Here is an 18,320-nt window from a genome sequence, read left to right as displayed (position 1 = left end):
TCATGGAGTTTGTGATCAAAACCGTCGCGGTGATAGGTGCAGGCACCATGGGAGCCGGTATTGCACAAGTAGCGGCTCAATCTGGATACCAAGTGGTTCTGTTCGATCTTGAGCAAGGCAAAGCAGAGCAGGCCAAATCGGTTATCGCAGCGCGTTTAGAAAAGCGTGTTGCGAACGGCAAAATGTCACTAAGTGCGAAAGATACCTTGTTAGATGCCATGTATTGCTCGGACGCTTTGCAAGATGTCGCGAGTGCGGATCTGATTATTGAAGCAATTGTCGAAGATCTTGCGATCAAACAAAGTCTATTCAGAGATCTAGAGTCAATTTGTCGACAAGATTGTCTGCTTTCTACGAACACATCGTCTATTTCGGTGACATCGATTGCCAGTGCGCTGGCGAAACCGGAACGCTTCGTTGGGCTGCATTTCTTTAATCCTGCGCCGTTGATGAAGTTAGTTGAAGTGGTCCGAGGAATCGCGACTTCTCCTGCCGCCACTGAGGCAGCGAAAGCGTGGGCTGAGTCATGTGGTAAACACGCGGTGATCACTCGATCGCTTCCGGGCTTTATTGTAAACCGAGTTGCAAGACCGTTTTATGCAGAAGGTTTACGAGCGCTGGAGAGTGGTGTCGCGGAAGTTCAAGACATCGACCATATCATCACTCAAGCAGGTCAGTTCAACATGGGGCCTTTCGAGCTTATGGACCTGATCGGCCATGATGTTAACTACGCCGTTACCAAGAGTGTTTACGATGCCTATTACCAGGACAAACGTTTTACTCCGTCACTGACTCAGAAAGAACTTGTTGAGGCAGGTTTCTTAGGGCGTAAATCGGGTCGTGGATTTTATTGCTATGACGGTTCAACTGACAAACCTAGTGTTAATTTGGCGCAAAAATGTGTTTTGCCAGAACGCTTGTCAGTGTCGTTACTTGGTGACTGGAGTGGCGTGCCAAGCTTTGTTGAATTGACTCAGCTACCTAACAGTTACACCAACGAAGGTGCTCCACAGCTGTGTGTAAACGACATCATTGTTACGCCAACTCAAGGTGTGACAGCGTCAGAGTTATCTGAACAGTTGCAGAGCCCTGTGGTTGTCTTTGATTACTGCCAAGATTACGGCGCTAGTGACATTATCGCGATTGCCCCTGCTCTGCAGAATAATGCGAATCAAACTGAAGCTGTGATTGCTTACTTCCAATCAAAAGGCAAACAGGTATTAGTGCTGGATGATTACCCTGGCCTGATCCTATGGCGTACTTGGGTAATGCTAATTAATGAAGCGCTTGATTTAGTTAATCAGCAAGGTGCTTCTCTGGCAGATGTCGATGTTGCAATGAAGAGTGGTGTTAACTATCCACTTGGTCCAATCGAGCAAGGTGAACGCCTTGGCTGGCAACGAGTACTGGACACTCTCACTCATTTGCAATCCTTCTACTGCGAAGAAAGATATCGTCCATCGCCACTACTTCGCCAATTCACAATCAAAGTAAAGGGAGGTGCAGCATGATAGTTGTCAATCCAAAGCAACTTTCAGAACACTTGAACGAAGCAGCGCATGAAAAAGCGGTGGCTGAGAAGGCCGTTGCAGCGATGTTAGAGAATGACACTTGCACAAAATCGATGGGAATGGATGTCTCGGAAGTGGCCAAAGGGATGGCAAAAGTCACGATGCGAGTGACTCAATCGATGCTTAATGGCCACAGCAGTTGCCATGGAGGCATGTTATTTACTCTGGCTGATACCGCATTTGCTTGTGCTTGTAACAGTGAAAACTTAGCTGCGGTGGCATCTGGATGCAGCATTGAATACATTCGCCCGGCTTTTGAAAATGATCGGTTAACGGCCGTTGCGAATGTGAAATCTCAAGGAAAAGTAACCGGTACGTATGACATAGAAATCGTCAATCAGGACCAAAAGTTGATAGCGCTGTTTCGGGGGAAATCTCACCGAATTGGCACAAAGCTAGTAAAGGAGGACAGTTAAGTGACTAATGCATATATTTGTGACAGCGTCAGAACCCCAATCGGTCGATTCGGTGGCGCACTTTCAAGCGTTCGAGCGGATGATTTGGGCGCTATCCCTCTAAAAGCACTAATGGAGCGCCATCCAGATTTAGATTGGTCGGCGATTGATGATGTGATTTTGGGTTGTGCCAACCAAGCGGGCGAAGATAACCGCGACGTGGCCCGTATGTCGTTATTGCTGGCGGGTATGCCTATCGAAGTATCCGGTACAACAATCAACCGCCTGTGTGGTTCAGGCATGGATGCTATTAGCCATGCTGCACGCACTATCAAAGCGGGCGAAGCGAAGCTGATGGTAGCTGGTGGCGTCGAATCCATGTCTCGCGCTCCATATGTGGTGAGTAAGCCGACCTCCGCGTTCGATAGAAACGGTCAGATGTTTGATACCACTATTGGTTGGCGTTTCATTAACCCGGCATTGCAAAATCAATATGGCACAGATTCAATGCCTGAGACCGCAGAAAACGTAGCGGAACGCTTCCAAATCAGCCGCGAAGATCAAGATGCGTTTGCATTGCGTAGCCAACAAAAAACGCAGCAAGCGAAAGAGAAAGGGGTACTTGCAGAAGAGATTGTCCCGGTATCGATTCCTCAGCGTAAAGGTGAATCTGTTGTTGTTGCTGAAGACGAACACCCTCGTCCGCAAACGACTCTGGAGCAGCTCTCTGCACTCAAAGCACCATTCGCGCAAAACGGTTCGGTAACTGCAGGAAACTCTTCTGGCGTGAACGATGGCGCTGCGGCAGTACTGATCGCTAGTGACGATGCCGTTAAGCAGTATGGGCTAACGCCTAAGGCGAAAATACTGGCAACAGCAACGGTTGGCGTAGAGCCTGCTATTATGGGTGTCGGACCAGCTCCGGCTGCGAAAAAAGTACTAGAAATGACAGGATTATCAATTAATGATATGGATGTTATCGAGCTCAATGAAGCATTCGCATCGCAAGCGCTGGCGGTATTACGTGAACTAGGCGTCGCCGATGACGCCGAGCACGTAAATCCAAATGGCGGGGCAATTGCGTTAGGTCATCCATTAGGTATGAGCGGCGCTCGAATCGTAATGGCTGCGAGCAATGAGCTAAAACGTAGAAATGGGAAGTATGCTTTGTGCTGTATGTGTGTCGGCGTAGGGCAAGGGATCGCAATGATCATCGAAAACGTCTGAAATTAAAACAAATACAACAGACGTGATTTACAGCCAATAAGAAACAAAAGGACTTACGAGGAGATCGACACATGATTAAGTATTCAAATACGCTGGACGCGATTGAGACCGCTTCTGTAGAGGAGTTAAGAGAACTCCAGTTCAGACGCATGAAGTGGACGCTTGAACATGCCTATAAAAACTCACCGATGTACACCAAAAAATTTGATGAAGCTGGAGTGCATCCATCAGACTTTAAATGTCTCGAAGACATTGATAAGTTTCCTTACACCACCAAGCAAGACTTAAGAGATAACTACCCTTTTAATTCTTTTGCCGTACCGATGGAAGACGTGGCTCGTATCCATGCCTCTTCTGGTACAACCGGGCAGCCAACGGTTGTCGGCTATACGCAAAATGACATCGATACATGGGCAAATATCGTTGCTCGCTCGATTCGTGCCGCGGGTGGTAGCGCGAAAGATTTGATTCATATCTCTTACGGCTACGGATTATTTACTGGTGGTTTAGGCGCACACTATGGTGCAGAACGCCTTGGTGCTGCAGTTATTCCTATGTCGGGTGGACAAACCGAAAAACAAGTTCAACTGATTGAAGATTTTAAGCCGACCATCATCATGGTGACTCCATCTTACTGTCTCAACTTGCTGGATAAATTAGAAGAGCATTACGGTGGTGACGCATCAGGTTGCTCTCTTAAAATAGGTATTTTCGGTGCGGAGCCTTGGTCAAACGAGATGCGTAAAGAGATCGAACGACGCTTAGGTATTGTTGCTCTCGACATCTATGGCCTTTCAGAGGTAATGGGGCCGGGTGTTGCCATGGAGTGTGCAGAAACCCAAGATGGTCCAACTATCTGGGAAGACCACTTCTATCCAGAAATCATTGACCCTATTACAGGTAACGTGATGCCTGATGGTGAACATGGTGAGCTCGTATTTACGTCGTTGACCAAAGAAGCGCTCCCTATCATTCGATACCGTACTCGTGACCTGACACGCTTGTTGCCGGGTACTGCTCGCACGATGCGTCGTATGGACAAAATTACCGGCAGAAGCGATGACATGTTGATCATCCGTGGAGTAAATGTGTTCCCATCGCAAATCGAAGAGCAGATTTTACAAATCGAACAGCTTAGTCCACATTACCAACTTGAAGTGATTCGCAAAGGTAATCTTGATCATTTAGTTGTATTGTTGGAAGTAAAAGACAATATTTATCTGGACCAAAGCGAAATGCTTACCAAGCGCCTGCAACATCAAATCAAGTCGATGATTGGCATCTCTACAACTATTGATTTACTTCCGGTAAATGGCATCCCTCGATCTGAAGGGAAAGCAGTGCGCGTGAGAGATTTGCGTCCAAAAGCTTAATCGTGAAATATGCCACTCTTGATAAAGCTTGAATTCGAGAGTGGTATAACAGCCCTAATTGTGAATAATACAAAGATTAATTAGGGAAGCGGATTGGCTTTCAATATTTAAAACGAGTTAAAGCCAAACATGGAGCTATTTTGAACCAAGATCTACATTCATTTTTCGAAGAAATTTCCGGTCACCAATCAGTCAGCGGTACATCGTTGATAGTTTCCTATTTTGGTGACTATTTGTGGACGTGTGGTGGTGGAATTTGGTTGGGTAACCTAATTCAAGCTATGGAAACTCTGGGTTTGAATCAGCGCGTTGTGCGTTCGTCTGTATTTCGTCTGCACAAAGATGAGTGGTTGACCGTCAATAAAGTAGGCCGCAAGAGTTATTATTATCTGGAACCTGCTAGATACAATGAAATGCTCCACGCCAACAAGAAGATTTACCATTCAGAGAAAGTAGCGTGGAGCAAACGCTGGAATATTATTCATACGTCACTTGGTCCGACAAATAGTAGTAAAGACAAGGTTAGGTACCTGCAACATAAAGGGTTTGGTTTGTTCGACAAGGATTTTTTCGTTCAGCCTGATCTGCAGCAATTGACGCCAGAAATTAAGCAAGAGATTACGAAAACCATCTCTAGCGCCAAGATTTTCCAGCAGGCTGAATTGTATTCTGAAAGCGAAGAAACCTTGAAAAATATGGTTCGGCAGTCATGGGATATTGAACGTATTGCAGAGGACTACCAGCAGTTTATCGAACTGTTTCGTCCAGCATGGGAAATAATAGAGTCCATGACGGATGATGCGATTAGTGAAGAAGATGCGTTTAAAATGAGACTACTGGTTATTCACTTTTATCGTCGAATCATTGTTAAAGATCCGGACTTACCAACGGAGCTGCTACCGGAAGACTGGCCACGAAAAGAGGCCGAACAGTTAACCATTAATATCTATCGAAAAGTTCACGCTAAGGCAATGAAGTACGTAATGGATAGCAGCGAAACACCAAACGGAAAGCTGCCTGTTCCGTCACCAAACTACTACATCCGTTTTGGTGGTCTGAGCTAGAGTGAGCTTTGTAACAAGGAAGTACAATGCCCATCTATCAATTTGCTGACGTTATTCCCGTTATTCACCCTTCGGCGTTCGTTCATCCGAGCGCTGAAATCATCGGTGACGTCATTATCGAAGAAAATGTTTACATCGGCCCTCTGGCGGTATTGCGTGGTGATTTTGGTCGCCTTATCGTGAAAAAAGGGGCTAACGTGCAAGACAACTGTGTCATGCACGGTTTTCCTGGTAAAGAAACCATTCTCGAACAAAATGTCCATGTCGGGCACGGCGCTATCATCCACGGTTGTCATATCGGTGAAAACACTCTGGTAGGCATGAATGCCGTTGTCATGGATCTCTCACGTATAGGCAAGGAGTCCATTATTGGTGCGAACAGCTTTGTAAAAGCCAAGAGCGACTATAAGCCTAGGAGTATGATTTTAGGTAGTCCGGCAGAACGCAAAAGAGACGTTTCGGATGATGAACTTAAGTGGAAAGAACATGGCACATATATGTATCATCGCTTAGCTGAACGTTGTTTTAATGAGCTCAAACTTGTCGAGCCATTGACCGAAGTTGAAACGGACAGGCCTCAAGTAAGCTGGGACGTTAACCACGAACCCAAAGTTAGTTAAATTCGTATAATACCTGTGAAGTACCTTTACTGACTTGCCTCTCTCAATAACCGCTTGTCTATTTACGAGTGGTGTGAGAGAGGGACCTTCATTTACTCCTCATAAAAATCTATAAGACCATAGAGCCACTCGGCTTTCTAATCATTACGTCTAAGCTCGTCTAAGCCAATCAACACATTAACTTCACTAATGTAAATAAATTGTTTAATTAAACTTTCTTGTGGATCACTAATTCTTGTTTTAAACGTCTTTAACGCTCTTCAACTAAATAGCATGGAACAATACGAAATCATAATTTAACTAATTGATATATATTAATTAAGTTTCTATTGATTGAATTGTCACCTTACTTTTTTGAAAATTAATTACCCTGAGGTTAACAGTTTTGGCAATACGTTAATTGATTGGGGTTAACAATGTGATAACAATTGGTGAGGTTGGAAACGAAAGTATCATATATTGGAGGTGACTTAATGATCATTTACGGAGTAGCTCTACTTTCACTTTGTACACTCGCGGGCTTGGCGATAGGGCAAGTCTTGGGATTTTTACTTGGCATACCTTCAAACGTTGGGGGCGTTGGTATCGCAATGGTGATCTTAATTGTTGCGAGTGATTATCTTCAGAAACATAAAAAGATCGATGTAAAAACGGAACAAGGGGTTGCGTTCTGGAGCGCGATTTACATCCCAATCGTTGTTGCGATGGCAGCTAAGCAAAATGTGATTGGTGCCATTACCGGTGGACCGATGGCGATTACCGCGGGTGTTGCGGCTGTTGCCGTTGGGTTTGCGTTAGTACCGGTTATTACAAAAATGGGAACCAGTTCAGTGTCCCAACTTGATAAACAACAAGCTTAAGTGGGGCGCTAATGTTTGAATCTCTTATCTCTGTATCAAATAAATATGAGCTAATCGTAGGCTTCGCGGTCATTGGTTTAATGATGTGGTTCTCTTTCTGGGTATCTGAAAAGTGGACCAAAGGAAGAATTCATGGCTCAGCGATAGCGATTATGTTAGGCCTAACGTTAGCTTACGTTTCGGGAGCGATAAGTGGGGGAACAAAAGGAGCTGTTGATATTCCACTCTTATCCGGAATTGGTTTATTGGGCGGCGCAATGCTACGTGATTTCGCGATTATTGCTACTGGCTTTGGCGTCAAATTGGATGAACTCAAGAAATCTGGGATGTCTGGCGTGACAGCGCTCATTTTGGGTGTGGTGATGTCCTTTGTTTCTGGTGCCGCCATTGCGATGGCGTTCGGATATACCGATGCGGTAAGTATCACGACGATTGGTGCTGGAGCCGTGACTTACATTGTGGGGCCAGTGACAGGTGCTGCTCTTGGTGCAAGTTCTGAAGTGATGGCGCTCTCTATTGCTGCAGGCTTGGTAAAATCAATTCTGGTGATGATTCTAACGCCTTTTATCGCGCCATATATCGGCCTAAATTCTCCTCGCTCTGCGATTGTGTTTGGCGGTCTGATAGGTACGTCTAGCGGTGTTGCCGCAGGGTTAGCTGCTACTGATGAAAAGCTGGTGCCTTACGGTTGTATCACGGCGGCATTTTATACGGCATTAGGCTGTCTGCTTGGTCCATCACTTTTGTACTTCGCTGTCGTTAGTATTGTTGCGTAATAGATAGCAACAATTTAGACGCTCGCTATTGCCAACAAAATAAACCCATTGGTTTGTCCATCATCTGGGAAAGACGGATTTCATCTATAAGGTAGAGGGCAGTTACCTTGTAGATGACGTCTGTTTCCCTTCCATTTTTTGTTCCTTCATTTAATCCTCCTGCCAGCATTATCCATTTCAATCGAATTCTATTTTTTTCCTTTATGCAATGATTCTTAAGCGGTTCTTAAGTTATGGCGTTTAATCTTGGTGGCGAGTTTGAATCTTTCTTACCACTAACAGGAATAATCATATGGAACGTAAAACATTTTTAGCTTCAACAATGGTGATCGCAGGACTACTTTCTTTTGGTGCTTATGCTTCTGACCCAACATGTACCGAAGAAAGCCCAGATAACTGGATGCAATTCGACGCGGCTCAGAAAATGGTTGAGTCACAAGGTTATAAAGTTAAGAAGTTTAAACAAACCGATACAGGATGCTACGAGTTATATGGTTACGACACCAGTGGTAAGCGTGTTGAAATCTATTACAACCCGGTTGATATGACGATAGTAAAAGAGGAAGTCGATGACTAAGAAAACTCAGTGGGATCGAGTCGTTAAACTCACCCACTGGCTTGTGGCTAGTTTGTTCTTGATAAACTATTTCATTACCGAGGACGGTAGCACTTTACACCAGTGGGTTGGGTATTCTGCGGTTGGAGCCGTTGTCTTAAGGTTACTATGGGGATGTGTCGCTAAACCTCCGGCGCGTCTTACTTCCTTCTTACCCTCCGTTCCTAAAGCAATAGGGCATTTAAAAGAGGTGTATCAAACCCGAGTTGATGATCACCATGGTCACAATCCTGCAGGCGCGATAATGATTTGGTGCATGTGGGTAGGGCTGATAACTATCGGAATCTCAGGGTATCTGATGGAAACAGACCGGTTCTGGGGAGAAGATTGGGTTAAAGAAATTCACGAGACCGCAGTTAACTTAACCTTCGTGTGCGTTTGCGTTCATGTTGGCGCTGTGGTTTTGATGACGCGAATTACGGGCCATTCCTACTTACAAAATATGCTTCCTGGCGAGCGAGAAAAATAGCCAGTCTTAAAGTGAGGCGCAGAAAGCAACAATCCTCAGTTGCTTTCTGTACTTTTCTTCTTAGAGTCAATTACGTCCTTACTCCTCTCAGCTCACTAGATTGTTGTTAGATCCCACCGTTTTATTTGAGCCTGCCTGATTTTTGATAAGCCTTTGAATTTTTGAAGCTAAACTTGTTAAAGTTTAGTTAAAGTGACATGCTGGCTGAAAGATTAGTTAGTATTTCGATAATAAATAAGAGTCGGTTCTAGGAGGAAGTATGCAGCAGGGAAAAGCGTTTCAAGATCAGATACCAAATAACCACTGTTTTGGCTGTGGACCAGAGAATGCGTCTGGCTTACAAATTAAGAGCCATTGGGTGGGGGAAAATAAATCCGCTTGTACATTTATTCCTTCTGCTCATCACTGTGCCGGTCCTACACAGTTCCTAAATGGTGGGATCATTTCTACAGTAATTGATTGCCATTGTATCTGCACCGCAATTGCCAAAGGTTATCAGTTACAGGGACGAGAAATTGGCTCAGGTGAAGCAGTATGGTACGCGACAGGGAAATTAGAAGTTAATTACCTTAAGCCAGTACCCATTGATAAAGATGTTGAGTTGGTGGCGATCGTAGAAGAAATCAACGGAAATAAGATGACAGTGAACTGCGAACTTTTTTCTGATGGTGTTCTCTGCTGCACTGCCAAAGTTGTTGCGGTTCAAGTACCTAATAGCTGGTTTTCTGGGGATAAATGTAAGTGATAGTAATGTCACTCTAAACGTTCAATAAAATCATTGATAACAGGATGGATTCATGACGACACAAAAAGTGGCCATCATAACGGGTGGCGGCCGAGGTATTGGTGCTGCGACCGCGCAACTTTTTGCAAATAATGGATATGCGGTATGCATCAACTATAAATCCAATTCAGAATCGGCAGCCCAGTTAGCGGAAACCATCACCCGTAACGGCGGCAAATGCATTACTGTTCAGGCCGATGTATCTCAAGAAGAGGATGTTTCCCGACTGTTTTCTACCGTGGACCAAGAGTTAGGCCAAATTTCTGTACTAGTGAACAATGCCGGTATCTTAAAGACACAGATGCGTTTAGAAGAGATGACGGCAGGCAGAATTAACGCAATACTCGTCAATAATGTCACCAGTTACTTTTTATGTTGTCGCGAGGCCGTTAAGCGTATGTCTACGCGCCATGGCGGGGTAGGTGGCGTGATTGTGAATGTCTCTTCCGGAGCTTCTCGTTCTGGATCACCGAATGAATACATCGATTACGCGGCGTCAAAAGGCGCGATCGACACATTAACCAAAGGCTTATCCTTAGAAGTCGCGGCTGAGGGTATCCGCGTCAATTGCGTGAGACCTGGCTTAATTCATACCGATATGCATGCGGATGGAGGAGAACCTGAGAGAATTGAAAGGCTCAAAAGTGTCATTCCACTGCAAAGGGGCGGGAAGCCAGAAGAGGTCGCTGAGGCCATTTATTGGTTAGCGTCTGAGAAGTCGTCATTCTCAACGGGGAATTATTTGGATTTAGCTGGTGGGTTATAATCGACAATCAGGCCTTGTTTAGTACCTCTGATCGCTATTGGTTACTTGCTGTTTAGCTGGGCGTCGTCAATTAAAGGATATCATGTGAAAATCAAATCCGTCACTCCAGACCCGCTTGTATGCCCTCTGTGTGGTCAGCCGAATTCCTGTCTCAATTTAGGTGATAAAGACATCACTAAATCGTGTTGGTGTAACGACCCGTCGATAAAATTTCCCGAAGGGCTCCTTTCCCAAGTTCCTGAAGAAAAAAGAAGAAAAGCATGTATTTGCAAAGCGTGCGCGTTAAAGTATCAGAACAGTATTAAAAAGAGTTAGTACACGTTGACAGTTTGGTATGCTAATTAAACTGAGCGTGCCCGTCTAAACAAGGAAAGTTAAGTGGAAATAAAAGAAGTCAGTTCAATCTCTGGTTTGGTTGCTCAATTGCATGCGCTTCTTACTGATTGCATAGAAAGTGGTGCGTCAGTCGGATTTTTAACGCCAGTTGATGAGCAGGAAGTTGATGCTTATTGGCAGTCGGTAGAGGCGGATCTGCGGGCTGGTTCCAGAAAGATCTTCTTAGCTTACGATAACGGAAGCGTTATTGGTGCAGTCCAGCTTTCTCTGTGCTCAAAAGCCAACGGCTCACACCGAGGTGAAGTTGAAAAGCTCATGGTAAAAACCAGTGCGAGAGGGCAAGGTGTAAGTAAAAAACTGATGTCACTGATGGAAAATACAGCTGCAGAAATCGGTTTGTCTTTACTGGTATTGGACACGCGACTCGGTGATATCGCATCCTCATTATATCGCGCTATTGGCTATAACGAAGCAGGACAAATTCCTCAATTCGCGCGTAGCTCTAGTGGAGAACTCGAAGCGACAGTTTACTTCTACAAGTTATTGTAATTAGGTTAATTCATGTCGAAAGTGATCTTGAAAGGCCACATTTTGGTGCCAGAACCGGAGTTGCAGGTGGTAAAGCAGGAACTAGAAAAACATACGCGCCTGACGTTACAAGAAGCTGGTTGCATTACATTTCGCGTTACCCAAAGTGCAGAAAACTCATTGCGATTTGATGTGTACGAAGAGTTCGTCGACGAGGCTGCATTTGAGGCTCACCAAGTAAGGGTGAAGGAGTCACATTGGGGGAAAGTGACGAATAATGTAGAACGCCATTATGAGATATTGCTGGATTAACGTTTTCTCTAACGACCTTCTAGTTTGTCGCGCTGCTTCTCAACTTCTTCAATGACAAAGTTTCGAAACGCTCTTACACGCTCGGTATGTCTTAGGTCTTCGTGGAGCAACATCCACAAATCCAGACCATAGAAAGCAGAGAATTGTTCATCGTATCGAGCCAAATCGTCATCAAAATCACCGATAAAGCAGGGTAAGAAAGAGAGTCCGACGCCTTGTTTTATCGCCATATGCGCTAATCCCGTATCATCAACGGTGAAGTCGTGCTTTCCTTCCGGGCAAACCTCTTTCGTCCAGGCGCGGTGGAAGTCGCAGCACTCAGTTCCGATCCAATTTGGCTTGTCGCCCGTTTTCTTTAAATGCTCTAGATAAGATTTGCTGCCGTATATCGCTGATGCAAAAGTGATTAACTTCTTCCCAATCAGTACTTCCGCTGGATTATTAGTGACTCGCAGTGCAACGTCAGTCTCTCGGTGCGGCATACTCAAGTACGTGTTTGAAGATTGTATTTCCAGATCGATGTCCGGGTAGGTTTGGTGAAAACGAGCAAATATGGGAAGGAAAAAAGCGTATGCGATGTGGTGAACGACCGTCACTCGCAGCGTGCCTTTGAGAAGTTTATCTTGGCCTAACAACATGTCCTCAGCGTTGAGTACTTCTCGCTCGACATGCTCGGCAGTCGCTCTGAGTTTTTCACCCGCGAGCGTCAGTCCATAGCCTCCTTGCATACGTTCTACTAAGCGCACGCCAAGCTTGTCTTCCATTGCTCGAAGGCGTCTTGAAACGGTGGAGTGTTGTACCCCAAGCTCAGCGCCTGCGCCACTGACAGAACCACGGCGAGCGACGGCCAAAAATATCTTTAGATCATCCCAGTTCATACAAACCGTCCTTGTGTGCATTTTTGCACAGTTAATGGGCATTTTTTGGGGATAACGTTTTAATTTTTGCACACCTAAACTGATATTGCACATTAAAAAGTTTGCTCATTAATAGAGTGAGAACCGAGTTTCTGAGGGAGGTGTAGTCATGAAAAAGTTAGCTGTGGTTCAACGTGCGTCTGGATTTTTAGATAAGCAGCAGAGCATCGCGTTGGCGGTTGAAAGTATTCAGTCTGCTGCCAATAACGGCGCAGAGCTTGTTGTTTTTACGGAAGCCTTTATTCCTGGTTATCCTGTCTGGTTATGGCGTCTGCGCCCTGGCAAAGACTGGGGGACAACAGACAGTCTTTATCAACGCTTAATGAGCAACGCGGTTGATTTAAGCTCATCGGATTTAGAGCCGATTTATGAAGCGGCAAAACGTCATCACGTCACGGTTGTATGCGGCATTAATGAACGCGACTCCAGCGTCAGCCGAACAACGCTATACAACACTTATATCACGGTTTGTCATGAGGGCAATCTCATCAATGTTCATCGAAAACTGATGCCGACTAACCCAGAGAGAATGGTATGGGGCTTTGGTGATGCGACTGGATTAAGGGTAGTAGACACACCGGTTGGCAGGATTGGCGCACTCGTTTGCTGGGAAAATTACATGCCGTTGGCACGTTATGCGCTTTATGCTCAGGGCGTCGAAATCTACATTGCACCTACTTATGACAGCGGCTCGGACTGGACTGAAAGCTTGCGCCATATCGCCAGAGAGGGCAGATGCTACGTTGTCGGCAGTGGTAATTTGTTGAGAGTTAACGATTTGCCTGATGACTTCCCAGAAAAAGAAACCCTCTATCCTGATAAAGACGAGTGGATTAACGGCGGAGACTCCACCGTCATCGCCCCCGGCGGGGAGACGTTAGTTGCCCCATTGCATGAAGAGGAAGGGATTTTGTATTGCGATATTGATACAGATAAAGTTGCTGCCGCCAGACGCTCTTTCGACGTTGCAGGCCATTACTCTCGCCCAGACATATTTACACTCAACGTAAATCGAGCGCCGCAAACATCTCTGCGTATCAGGGAAGCCGAGTAAGAAAATCCCCCATCAGATGGGGGATTTCGCTTTAGGTTAGTGTTGTCACTAAGTGATCGGTGGAGGAATAGACCAACTTACCATCAACGTAGGTGGCATCTACGTTTCGATCATCCCCTAATATCATCAGCGCGAACAGCTTATCTTCTAAACTTTTCGCATGTTGCTGTCGAAGGTGTTGTAAGTCTGTTGCGGCCCAGTCTAAGACTGCAAAATCAGCTTCTTTGCCTATTTCAAAGTTACCAACTTTGTCGTCGATACTGAGTGATTTCGCCCCGCCAAGAGTCGCGAGATATAATCCTTTAAATGGGGACAGTTTTTTATCTTGTAACTGCATGACTTTATAAGCTTCATTTAAGGTTTGGAACTGGCTAAAACTGGTGCCAGCACCCACGTCAGTCCCTAATCCCACGCGTACATTCTTCTGTTCGGCTTTCTCTAAGTCGAAAAGCCCACTACCAAGAAACAGATTCGAGGTAGGACAGAACGAGATAACAGAATCCGTGTCCTCAAACGCATTCCACTCCCGTTCAGTGAGATGAATCGCATGGGCAAAGACGGAGCGATCACCAGCCAGACCGTAGTGTTGGTAGACAGAAAAATAGTCTTCGTGTTCAGGGAAAAGAGACTTCACCCATTCCACTTCATTTTTGCTTTCAGAGAGGTGGGTTTGAACGTAAACATCTGGGAATTCTGCTTTGAGTTTGCCAGCTGCCGTTAATTGCTCACGCGAAGACGTAGGAGCAAACCTTGGGGTAATGGCGTATTGAAGGCGTTTGTGATTATGCCATTTCTCAATCAGTGCTTTGCTGTCTTTGTAACTGGACTCTGGCGTGTCGAGTAAGTAGTCCGGTGCATTGCGATCCATCATGACTTTACCGGCAATAATACGCATGTTTTTCTCAAGCGCTTCTTCAAACAGAGCGTCGATGGATTCGGGATGAACCGTACCAAACACTAAAGCGCTGGTGGTGCCATTTTTTAGCAGCTCATTAATAAAGAATCGGGAGATCACTTTTGCATGTATTTTGTCTTCAAACTGCTTCTCGGTTGGGAAGGTATAATTCTCTAACCATTCGAGTAGTTGTTTGCCATACGAAGCAATCATCTCTGTTTGAGGGTAGTGAATGTGAGTATCAATAAAGCCAGGCACGATAAGTTTGCCGCGATAATCCACGATGTCGGCATATTGAGTTGTATCTGAATCGCTGAACGCTTTCACGTCTTTGATGAGGCCATCTTCAACGACTAACAGACCGTCTTCAAAATATTGAAAAGCGTGTTTGGGGTTGGTGACCTTGGCAGGATCTTCGAGAAAGTGGAGCAAGCTCGCACGTATCGCCATCGTTTTCGGCATCGAGTCAGAAGAAAATGGTTCAGTATTCTTTAAGTATAGAACGTTCGATTTGTGGTTCATAAGTCACTCCATTGAATATGTTTGATACCCATGGTTTTTGACTTATCTGCGTAAGCCCTTGTCAATAGAGTAGTGTATGTAACAACCGAAAACCATTAAAAGCAAAGTGACTAAGCCAGAAGTATGCCAGCTTGGAAATTCGCTATGTTCCTATATGGATTGATGATTCAGTGTATTTATGTTGCCGGAATAAGGGCGATATTCGAACCAAACTGGTGAGAGATATAGAACCTTTGACCTCAAGTGGTGCATTGACTTGGCGTGATTACATCGTGGCAATGGTTGATTGAATTGCTTGTTTACGAGCTGCGAGAACACGCCTACATTTCTATATGTGTAACCCAAATCAAGTGATTCGCAGACTGCACGGATTAATGTCGAGCGACACAAAATATAAAGCGTAGGGAAGGTGGGATGGCTGAATTTATTTTACCCAGTGGTAACGTGATACCACAGTTGGGGCTGGGAAGCTGGTACATGGGCGAGGACCCACGATCGCGACAACAGGAAATCGACGCGTTACGCTTTGGTATTGAATATGGCGCGAAGTTAATCGATTGTGCAGAAATGTATGGCGAAGGTGAAGCCGAACGTATTGCTGGTGAGGCTATGGCTGGATATCGCGACAGATTGTATGTGGTTAGTAAGTTTTATCCCCACAACGCCTCCAGAGAAGGCGTAATTGCCGCTTGTGAGCGAAGCTTGACCCGTTTGAATACGGATCATCTCGATCTTTATCTGCTGCATTGGTCGGGAACCGTCCCGTTTGAGGAAACTCTGGAAGCACTTTATCAGCTAAAAACCCAAGGTAAAATTCGTGACTATGGGGTGAGTAATCTTGATATCGATGAGCTGGAAGATTTTTGCGCGGCTGATAAGGTTGGGCTATGCGCAACAGATCAAGTTCTCTATAACCTTTCGCATCGTGAACCGGAGTGGGCTGTGAAACCGTTTTGCGACAAACGCAACATGGCGATGATGGCGTACTGCCCACTCGATCAGGGCGCTTTGGTACACCATCCAGAACTGATAACTATCGCGGAACGTCATCAAGCGACGGCGGCTCAAATCGCATTATCCTGGCTGATTCGACAAAAAGGCGTGGTTGCGATTCCCAAGTCCAGCTCGATTGCACGTACGAAAGAGAATCTAGATTCAGTAAAAATTGTACTGACCGAAGAGGATATTCGAGAGCTAGACAAAGCCTTTCCCGCACCTGTTAACCAACATGAGGGAAGGATTGCCATTCGATGATTTTTTTGTCAGCCCAGAGAGGGTAATTTATCAAGCACGGTCAAACCTTTATCCATAAGCTCTACTTTAACGACTTGCGATAGGTTCAGATCGGTGATGATGCCATCAAACTCCTCAATATCTAACGCGTGGAAACTACCGACGCGACCATATTTGGTAGAGTCGGAAATCAGGTAGTTTGTTTGCGCCGCTTTTGCTATGGCTTTTTTAACCCACACTTTGCCTTCATTGGGTGTAGATAATCCTTTTAAACTCCAAGAAGAAGACGATATAAAGGCGATATCAATGTTCATTCCCGCAAGGAACTCCGCAACTTTTCCGCCGATACTCGATTGGTTTTCGCGGTCAACCTTTCCACCTGTATGGTATAGCTCACATTGACTATGGGTCATTAGGTAAGCCGCTATCGAAAAGTCATTAGTGATCACCAGCAGATCATCCCGGTCGACGATTCGATGGGCAATACTTAACGCTGTTGTACCTGCATCCAAATATACCGTGGCATCTTTATCTATTAACGTCGCGGCAATTTGAGCAATGTGCGCCTTTTCATCAGCCTGTTGTTCTACTTTCGCATCGTGTGACAACTCACTATGCAGCACCTGAGCAAGCTGCACCCCGCCGGAAACAGAGACTACTTTTCCCGAAGACTCTAGTTTCACAATATCACGACGAATCGTCATGTGTGACACACCGAGATGCTCTGTTAAATCAGAGATACTGAGGACTTCTTGGTGTGATAGAAGGGACAAAATTGTTCTTTGACGTTCTGCTGGAATCATTATTTCACTTCATGTTCTTGTTTTTCAGTATCCTAACAACCTTTCTCTATTTTGTGAATATATGTGAACATATGTTGCGTTAACAGTGTTAAGGATGTGAACTCACTCAAAACAACGGTGTTACTACACTTATAACGAGTGAAATATCAGTTAAATGTTAATATTTGTTAAAAATGTGACTTAGAGCGGAGTCCAGATGTTAACCTTCACATATAATCACAACCAATAAACAAGAATTAACAAAATTCAGTTCAATATTTACCAAGAAGGCATTGTTACTATGAGTGAAGTTCAATCTGTCGGTGTGATCGGTTTAGGATCAATGGGTATGGGCGCTGCAAAATCTTGTGTGCGTGCAGGTCTTGATGTTTATGGTTTTGATTTAAATCCTCAAGCTCTTGAAGAGTTGGCGGAATTTGGCGCAAAAGCCGTTTCAACCAATGCGGTGGAGTTTGCCGATAAGCTGGATTCTGTTCTGGTCCTTGTCGTGAATGCACAACAAGTAAATACCGTATTATTTCAAACAGGTCTTGCAGCTTCATTAAAACCGAACACACCAGTAATGGTCTCAGCAACGATTTCTGCTGATGCTGCCAAGCAAATAGAAGCAAAACTTGCAGAGCACAATCTGGTGATGCTGGATGCGCCAGTATCTGGTGGTGCAGTAAAAGCAGAAGCTGGTGAAATGACCATCATGGCATCTGGTGCTCAAAGTACATTTGATGCACTCGAGCCCGTCCTCAAAGCCACAGCAGCAAAAGTTTACAACATTGGTGAAGCGATTGGCCTTGGCGCGACAGTCAAGATCATCCACCAGTTATTAGCTGGTGTTCACATTGCTGCCGGCGCAGAAGCCATGGCACTCGCGGCCCGCGCAAATATCCCTCTGGATCTTATGTACGACGTGGTCACAAACGCTGCGGGTAACTCTTGGATGTTTGAGAACCGTATGAAGCATGTGGTCGATGGCGATTATTCACCAAAATCGATGGTCGATATCTTTGTTAAGGATCTCAACCTTGTGTCTGAGACAGCGAAAGATCTTAAATTTCCACTGGCGTTGTCTAGTGCAGCACTAAACATGTTTGTCAGCGCAAGCAACGCTGGTTTTGGTCAGGAAGACGACAGTGCGGTGATCAAGATTTTTGATGGCATTGAATTACCTGGTGTAGATAAGTAAGCGTACTGGAGTGGAGAAG

21 protein-coding genes are annotated in these 18,320 nt (G+C 45.2%); 18 read left to right on the top strand and 3 right to left on the bottom strand.

Translation table 11 applies throughout. The features are described from left to right. Positions 1 to 2 precede the first annotated feature (2 nt). The 15 genes from L9Q40_RS11480 to L9Q40_RS11410 all read left to right on the top strand — a co-directional run bounded on the left by L9Q40_RS11480 (position 3) and on the right by L9Q40_RS11410 (position 11,697). Complete coding sequence (locus L9Q40_RS11480) at positions 3 to 1,511, top strand: 3-hydroxyacyl-CoA dehydrogenase (protein WP_498793346.1); 1,509 nt, start codon at positions 3 to 5, stop codon at positions 1,509 to 1,511. Further along, complete coding sequence (gene paaI / locus L9Q40_RS11475) at positions 1,508 to 1,987, top strand: hydroxyphenylacetyl-CoA thioesterase PaaI (protein WP_498793345.1); 480 nt, start codon at positions 1,508 to 1,510, stop codon at positions 1,985 to 1,987. Before L9Q40_RS11480 ends, paaI begins: the two co-directional genes overlap by 4 nt. Then, positions 1,988 to 3,193 carry a 3-oxoadipyl-CoA thiolase gene (pcaF, locus tag L9Q40_RS11470; protein ID WP_498793344.1) on the top strand — a complete coding sequence of 402 codons (1,206 nt, stop codon included), beginning with the start codon at positions 1,988 to 1,990 and terminating at the stop codon, positions 3,191 to 3,193. It begins immediately after the preceding gene. 71 nt (positions 3,194 to 3,264) lie between these two features. Continuing rightward, positions 3,265 to 4,566 (top strand): phenylacetate--CoA ligase PaaK, encoded by a 1,302-nt coding sequence (paaK, locus tag L9Q40_RS11465; protein ID WP_498793343.1) that lies wholly within the window; start codon positions 3,265 to 3,267, stop codon positions 4,564 to 4,566. Between the two features lie 140 nt (positions 4,567 to 4,706). Continuing rightward, positions 4,707 to 5,630, top strand: a complete 924-nt coding sequence (locus L9Q40_RS11460; protein ID WP_498793342.1) for a PaaX family transcriptional regulator — start codon at positions 4,707 to 4,709, stop codon at positions 5,628 to 5,630. Positions 5,631 to 5,656: 26 nt separating this feature from the next. Continuing rightward, positions 5,657 to 6,250, top strand: coding sequence for a DapH/DapD/GlmU-related protein (locus L9Q40_RS11455; protein ID WP_020333731.1), 594 nt, complete (start codon positions 5,657 to 5,659; stop codon positions 6,248 to 6,250). Positions 6,251 to 6,723: 473 nt separating this feature from the next. Then, a complete protein-coding gene (gene madL / locus L9Q40_RS11450; RefSeq protein WP_239947280.1) occupies positions 6,724 to 7,110 on the top strand; it encodes a malonate transporter subunit MadL in 387 nt (128 codons plus the stop codon). An 11-nt stretch (positions 7,111 to 7,121) separates the two neighbouring features. After that, positions 7,122 to 7,886 (top strand): malonate transporter subunit MadM, encoded by a 765-nt coding sequence (madM, locus tag L9Q40_RS11445; RefSeq protein ID WP_014233904.1) that lies wholly within the window; start codon positions 7,122 to 7,124, stop codon positions 7,884 to 7,886. 292 nt (positions 7,887 to 8,178) lie between these two features. Continuing rightward, positions 8,179 to 8,463, top strand: coding sequence for a PepSY domain-containing protein (locus L9Q40_RS11440; protein WP_014233905.1), 285 nt, complete (start codon positions 8,179 to 8,181; stop codon positions 8,461 to 8,463). Further along, positions 8,456 to 8,971: a cytochrome b/b6 domain-containing protein gene (locus L9Q40_RS11435; RefSeq protein ID WP_498793341.1), complete on the top strand. Its 516-nt coding sequence runs from the start codon at positions 8,456 to 8,458 to the stop codon at positions 8,969 to 8,971. The genes L9Q40_RS11440 and L9Q40_RS11435 overlap by 8 nt, the downstream gene beginning before the upstream one ends. 259 nt (positions 8,972 to 9,230) lie before the next feature. Then, a complete protein-coding gene (locus L9Q40_RS11430) occupies positions 9,231 to 9,716 on the top strand; it encodes a PaaI family thioesterase (protein ID WP_498793340.1) in 486 nt (161 codons plus the stop codon). 52 nt (positions 9,717 to 9,768) lie between these two features. Then, the gene (locus tag L9Q40_RS11425) at positions 9,769 to 10,521 is read left to right on the top strand and encodes an SDR family oxidoreductase (RefSeq protein WP_498793339.1); all 753 of its coding nucleotides are present in this window, start codon (positions 9,769 to 9,771) and stop codon (positions 10,519 to 10,521) included. Positions 10,522 to 10,605: 84 nt separating this feature from the next. Next, positions 10,606 to 10,836, top strand: a complete 231-nt coding sequence (locus tag L9Q40_RS11420) for a cysteine-rich CWC family protein (RefSeq protein WP_081281053.1) — start codon at positions 10,606 to 10,608, stop codon at positions 10,834 to 10,836. A 63-nt stretch (positions 10,837 to 10,899) separates the two neighbouring features. Continuing rightward, a complete protein-coding gene (locus L9Q40_RS11415; protein ID WP_065303421.1) occupies positions 10,900 to 11,406 on the top strand; it encodes a GNAT family N-acetyltransferase in 507 nt (168 codons plus the stop codon). 12 nt (positions 11,407 to 11,418) lie between these two features. After that, positions 11,419 to 11,697: a putative quinol monooxygenase gene (locus L9Q40_RS11410; RefSeq protein ID WP_498793338.1), complete on the top strand. Its 279-nt coding sequence runs from the start codon at positions 11,419 to 11,421 to the stop codon at positions 11,695 to 11,697. Between the two features lie 8 nt (positions 11,698 to 11,705). Here the strand turns inward: L9Q40_RS11410 and L9Q40_RS11405 are convergent, their stop codons facing one another. Beyond that, entirely contained in the window at positions 11,706 to 12,575 is an 870-nt protein-coding gene (locus tag L9Q40_RS11405; RefSeq protein WP_065300987.1) for a LysR family transcriptional regulator, read from the bottom strand. Positions 12,576 to 12,723: 148 nt separating this feature from the next. On the opposite strand from L9Q40_RS11405, the gene L9Q40_RS11400 reads away from it, so the two are divergent. Continuing rightward, positions 12,724 to 13,668 carry a carbon-nitrogen hydrolase family protein gene (locus L9Q40_RS11400; protein ID WP_065303424.1) on the top strand — a complete coding sequence of 315 codons (945 nt, stop codon included), beginning with the start codon at positions 12,724 to 12,726 and terminating at the stop codon, positions 13,666 to 13,668. A 31-nt stretch (positions 13,669 to 13,699) separates the two neighbouring features. Here L9Q40_RS11400 and guaD read toward each other — a convergent pair whose 3' ends face one another. Further along, positions 13,700 to 15,025 (bottom strand): guanine deaminase, encoded by a 1,326-nt coding sequence (gene guaD, locus L9Q40_RS11395; RefSeq protein ID WP_498793380.1) that lies wholly within the window; start codon positions 15,023 to 15,025, stop codon positions 13,700 to 13,702. A 474-nt stretch (positions 15,026 to 15,499) separates the two neighbouring features. Between guaD and L9Q40_RS11390 the strand changes: the two genes are divergently transcribed. After that, positions 15,500 to 16,339, top strand: coding sequence for an aldo/keto reductase (locus L9Q40_RS11390; RefSeq protein WP_065303425.1), 840 nt, complete (start codon positions 15,500 to 15,502; stop codon positions 16,337 to 16,339). Positions 16,340 to 16,347: 8 nt separating this feature from the next. On the opposite strand, the gene L9Q40_RS11385 is transcribed toward L9Q40_RS11390, so the two are convergent. After that, the gene (locus tag L9Q40_RS11385) at positions 16,348 to 17,121 is read right to left on the bottom strand and encodes a DeoR/GlpR family DNA-binding transcription regulator (protein WP_065300990.1); all 774 of its coding nucleotides are present in this window, start codon (positions 17,119 to 17,121) and stop codon (positions 16,348 to 16,350) included. A 280-nt stretch (positions 17,122 to 17,401) separates the two neighbouring features. Here L9Q40_RS11385 and ltnD point away from each other — a divergent pair, with 280 nt between their 5' ends. Then, positions 17,402 to 18,301: an L-threonate dehydrogenase gene (gene ltnD, locus L9Q40_RS11380; protein WP_014233917.1), complete on the top strand. Its 900-nt coding sequence runs from the start codon at positions 17,402 to 17,404 to the stop codon at positions 18,299 to 18,301. Positions 18,302 to 18,320 lie beyond the last annotated feature (19 nt).

It is taken from the genome of Allocatenococcus thiocycli (assembly GCF_921292965.1).
GTDB lineage: Bacteria > Pseudomonadota > Gammaproteobacteria > Enterobacterales > Vibrionaceae > Vibrio > Vibrio natriegens.
This window is presented reverse-complemented; position numbering and strand designations above follow the sequence as displayed.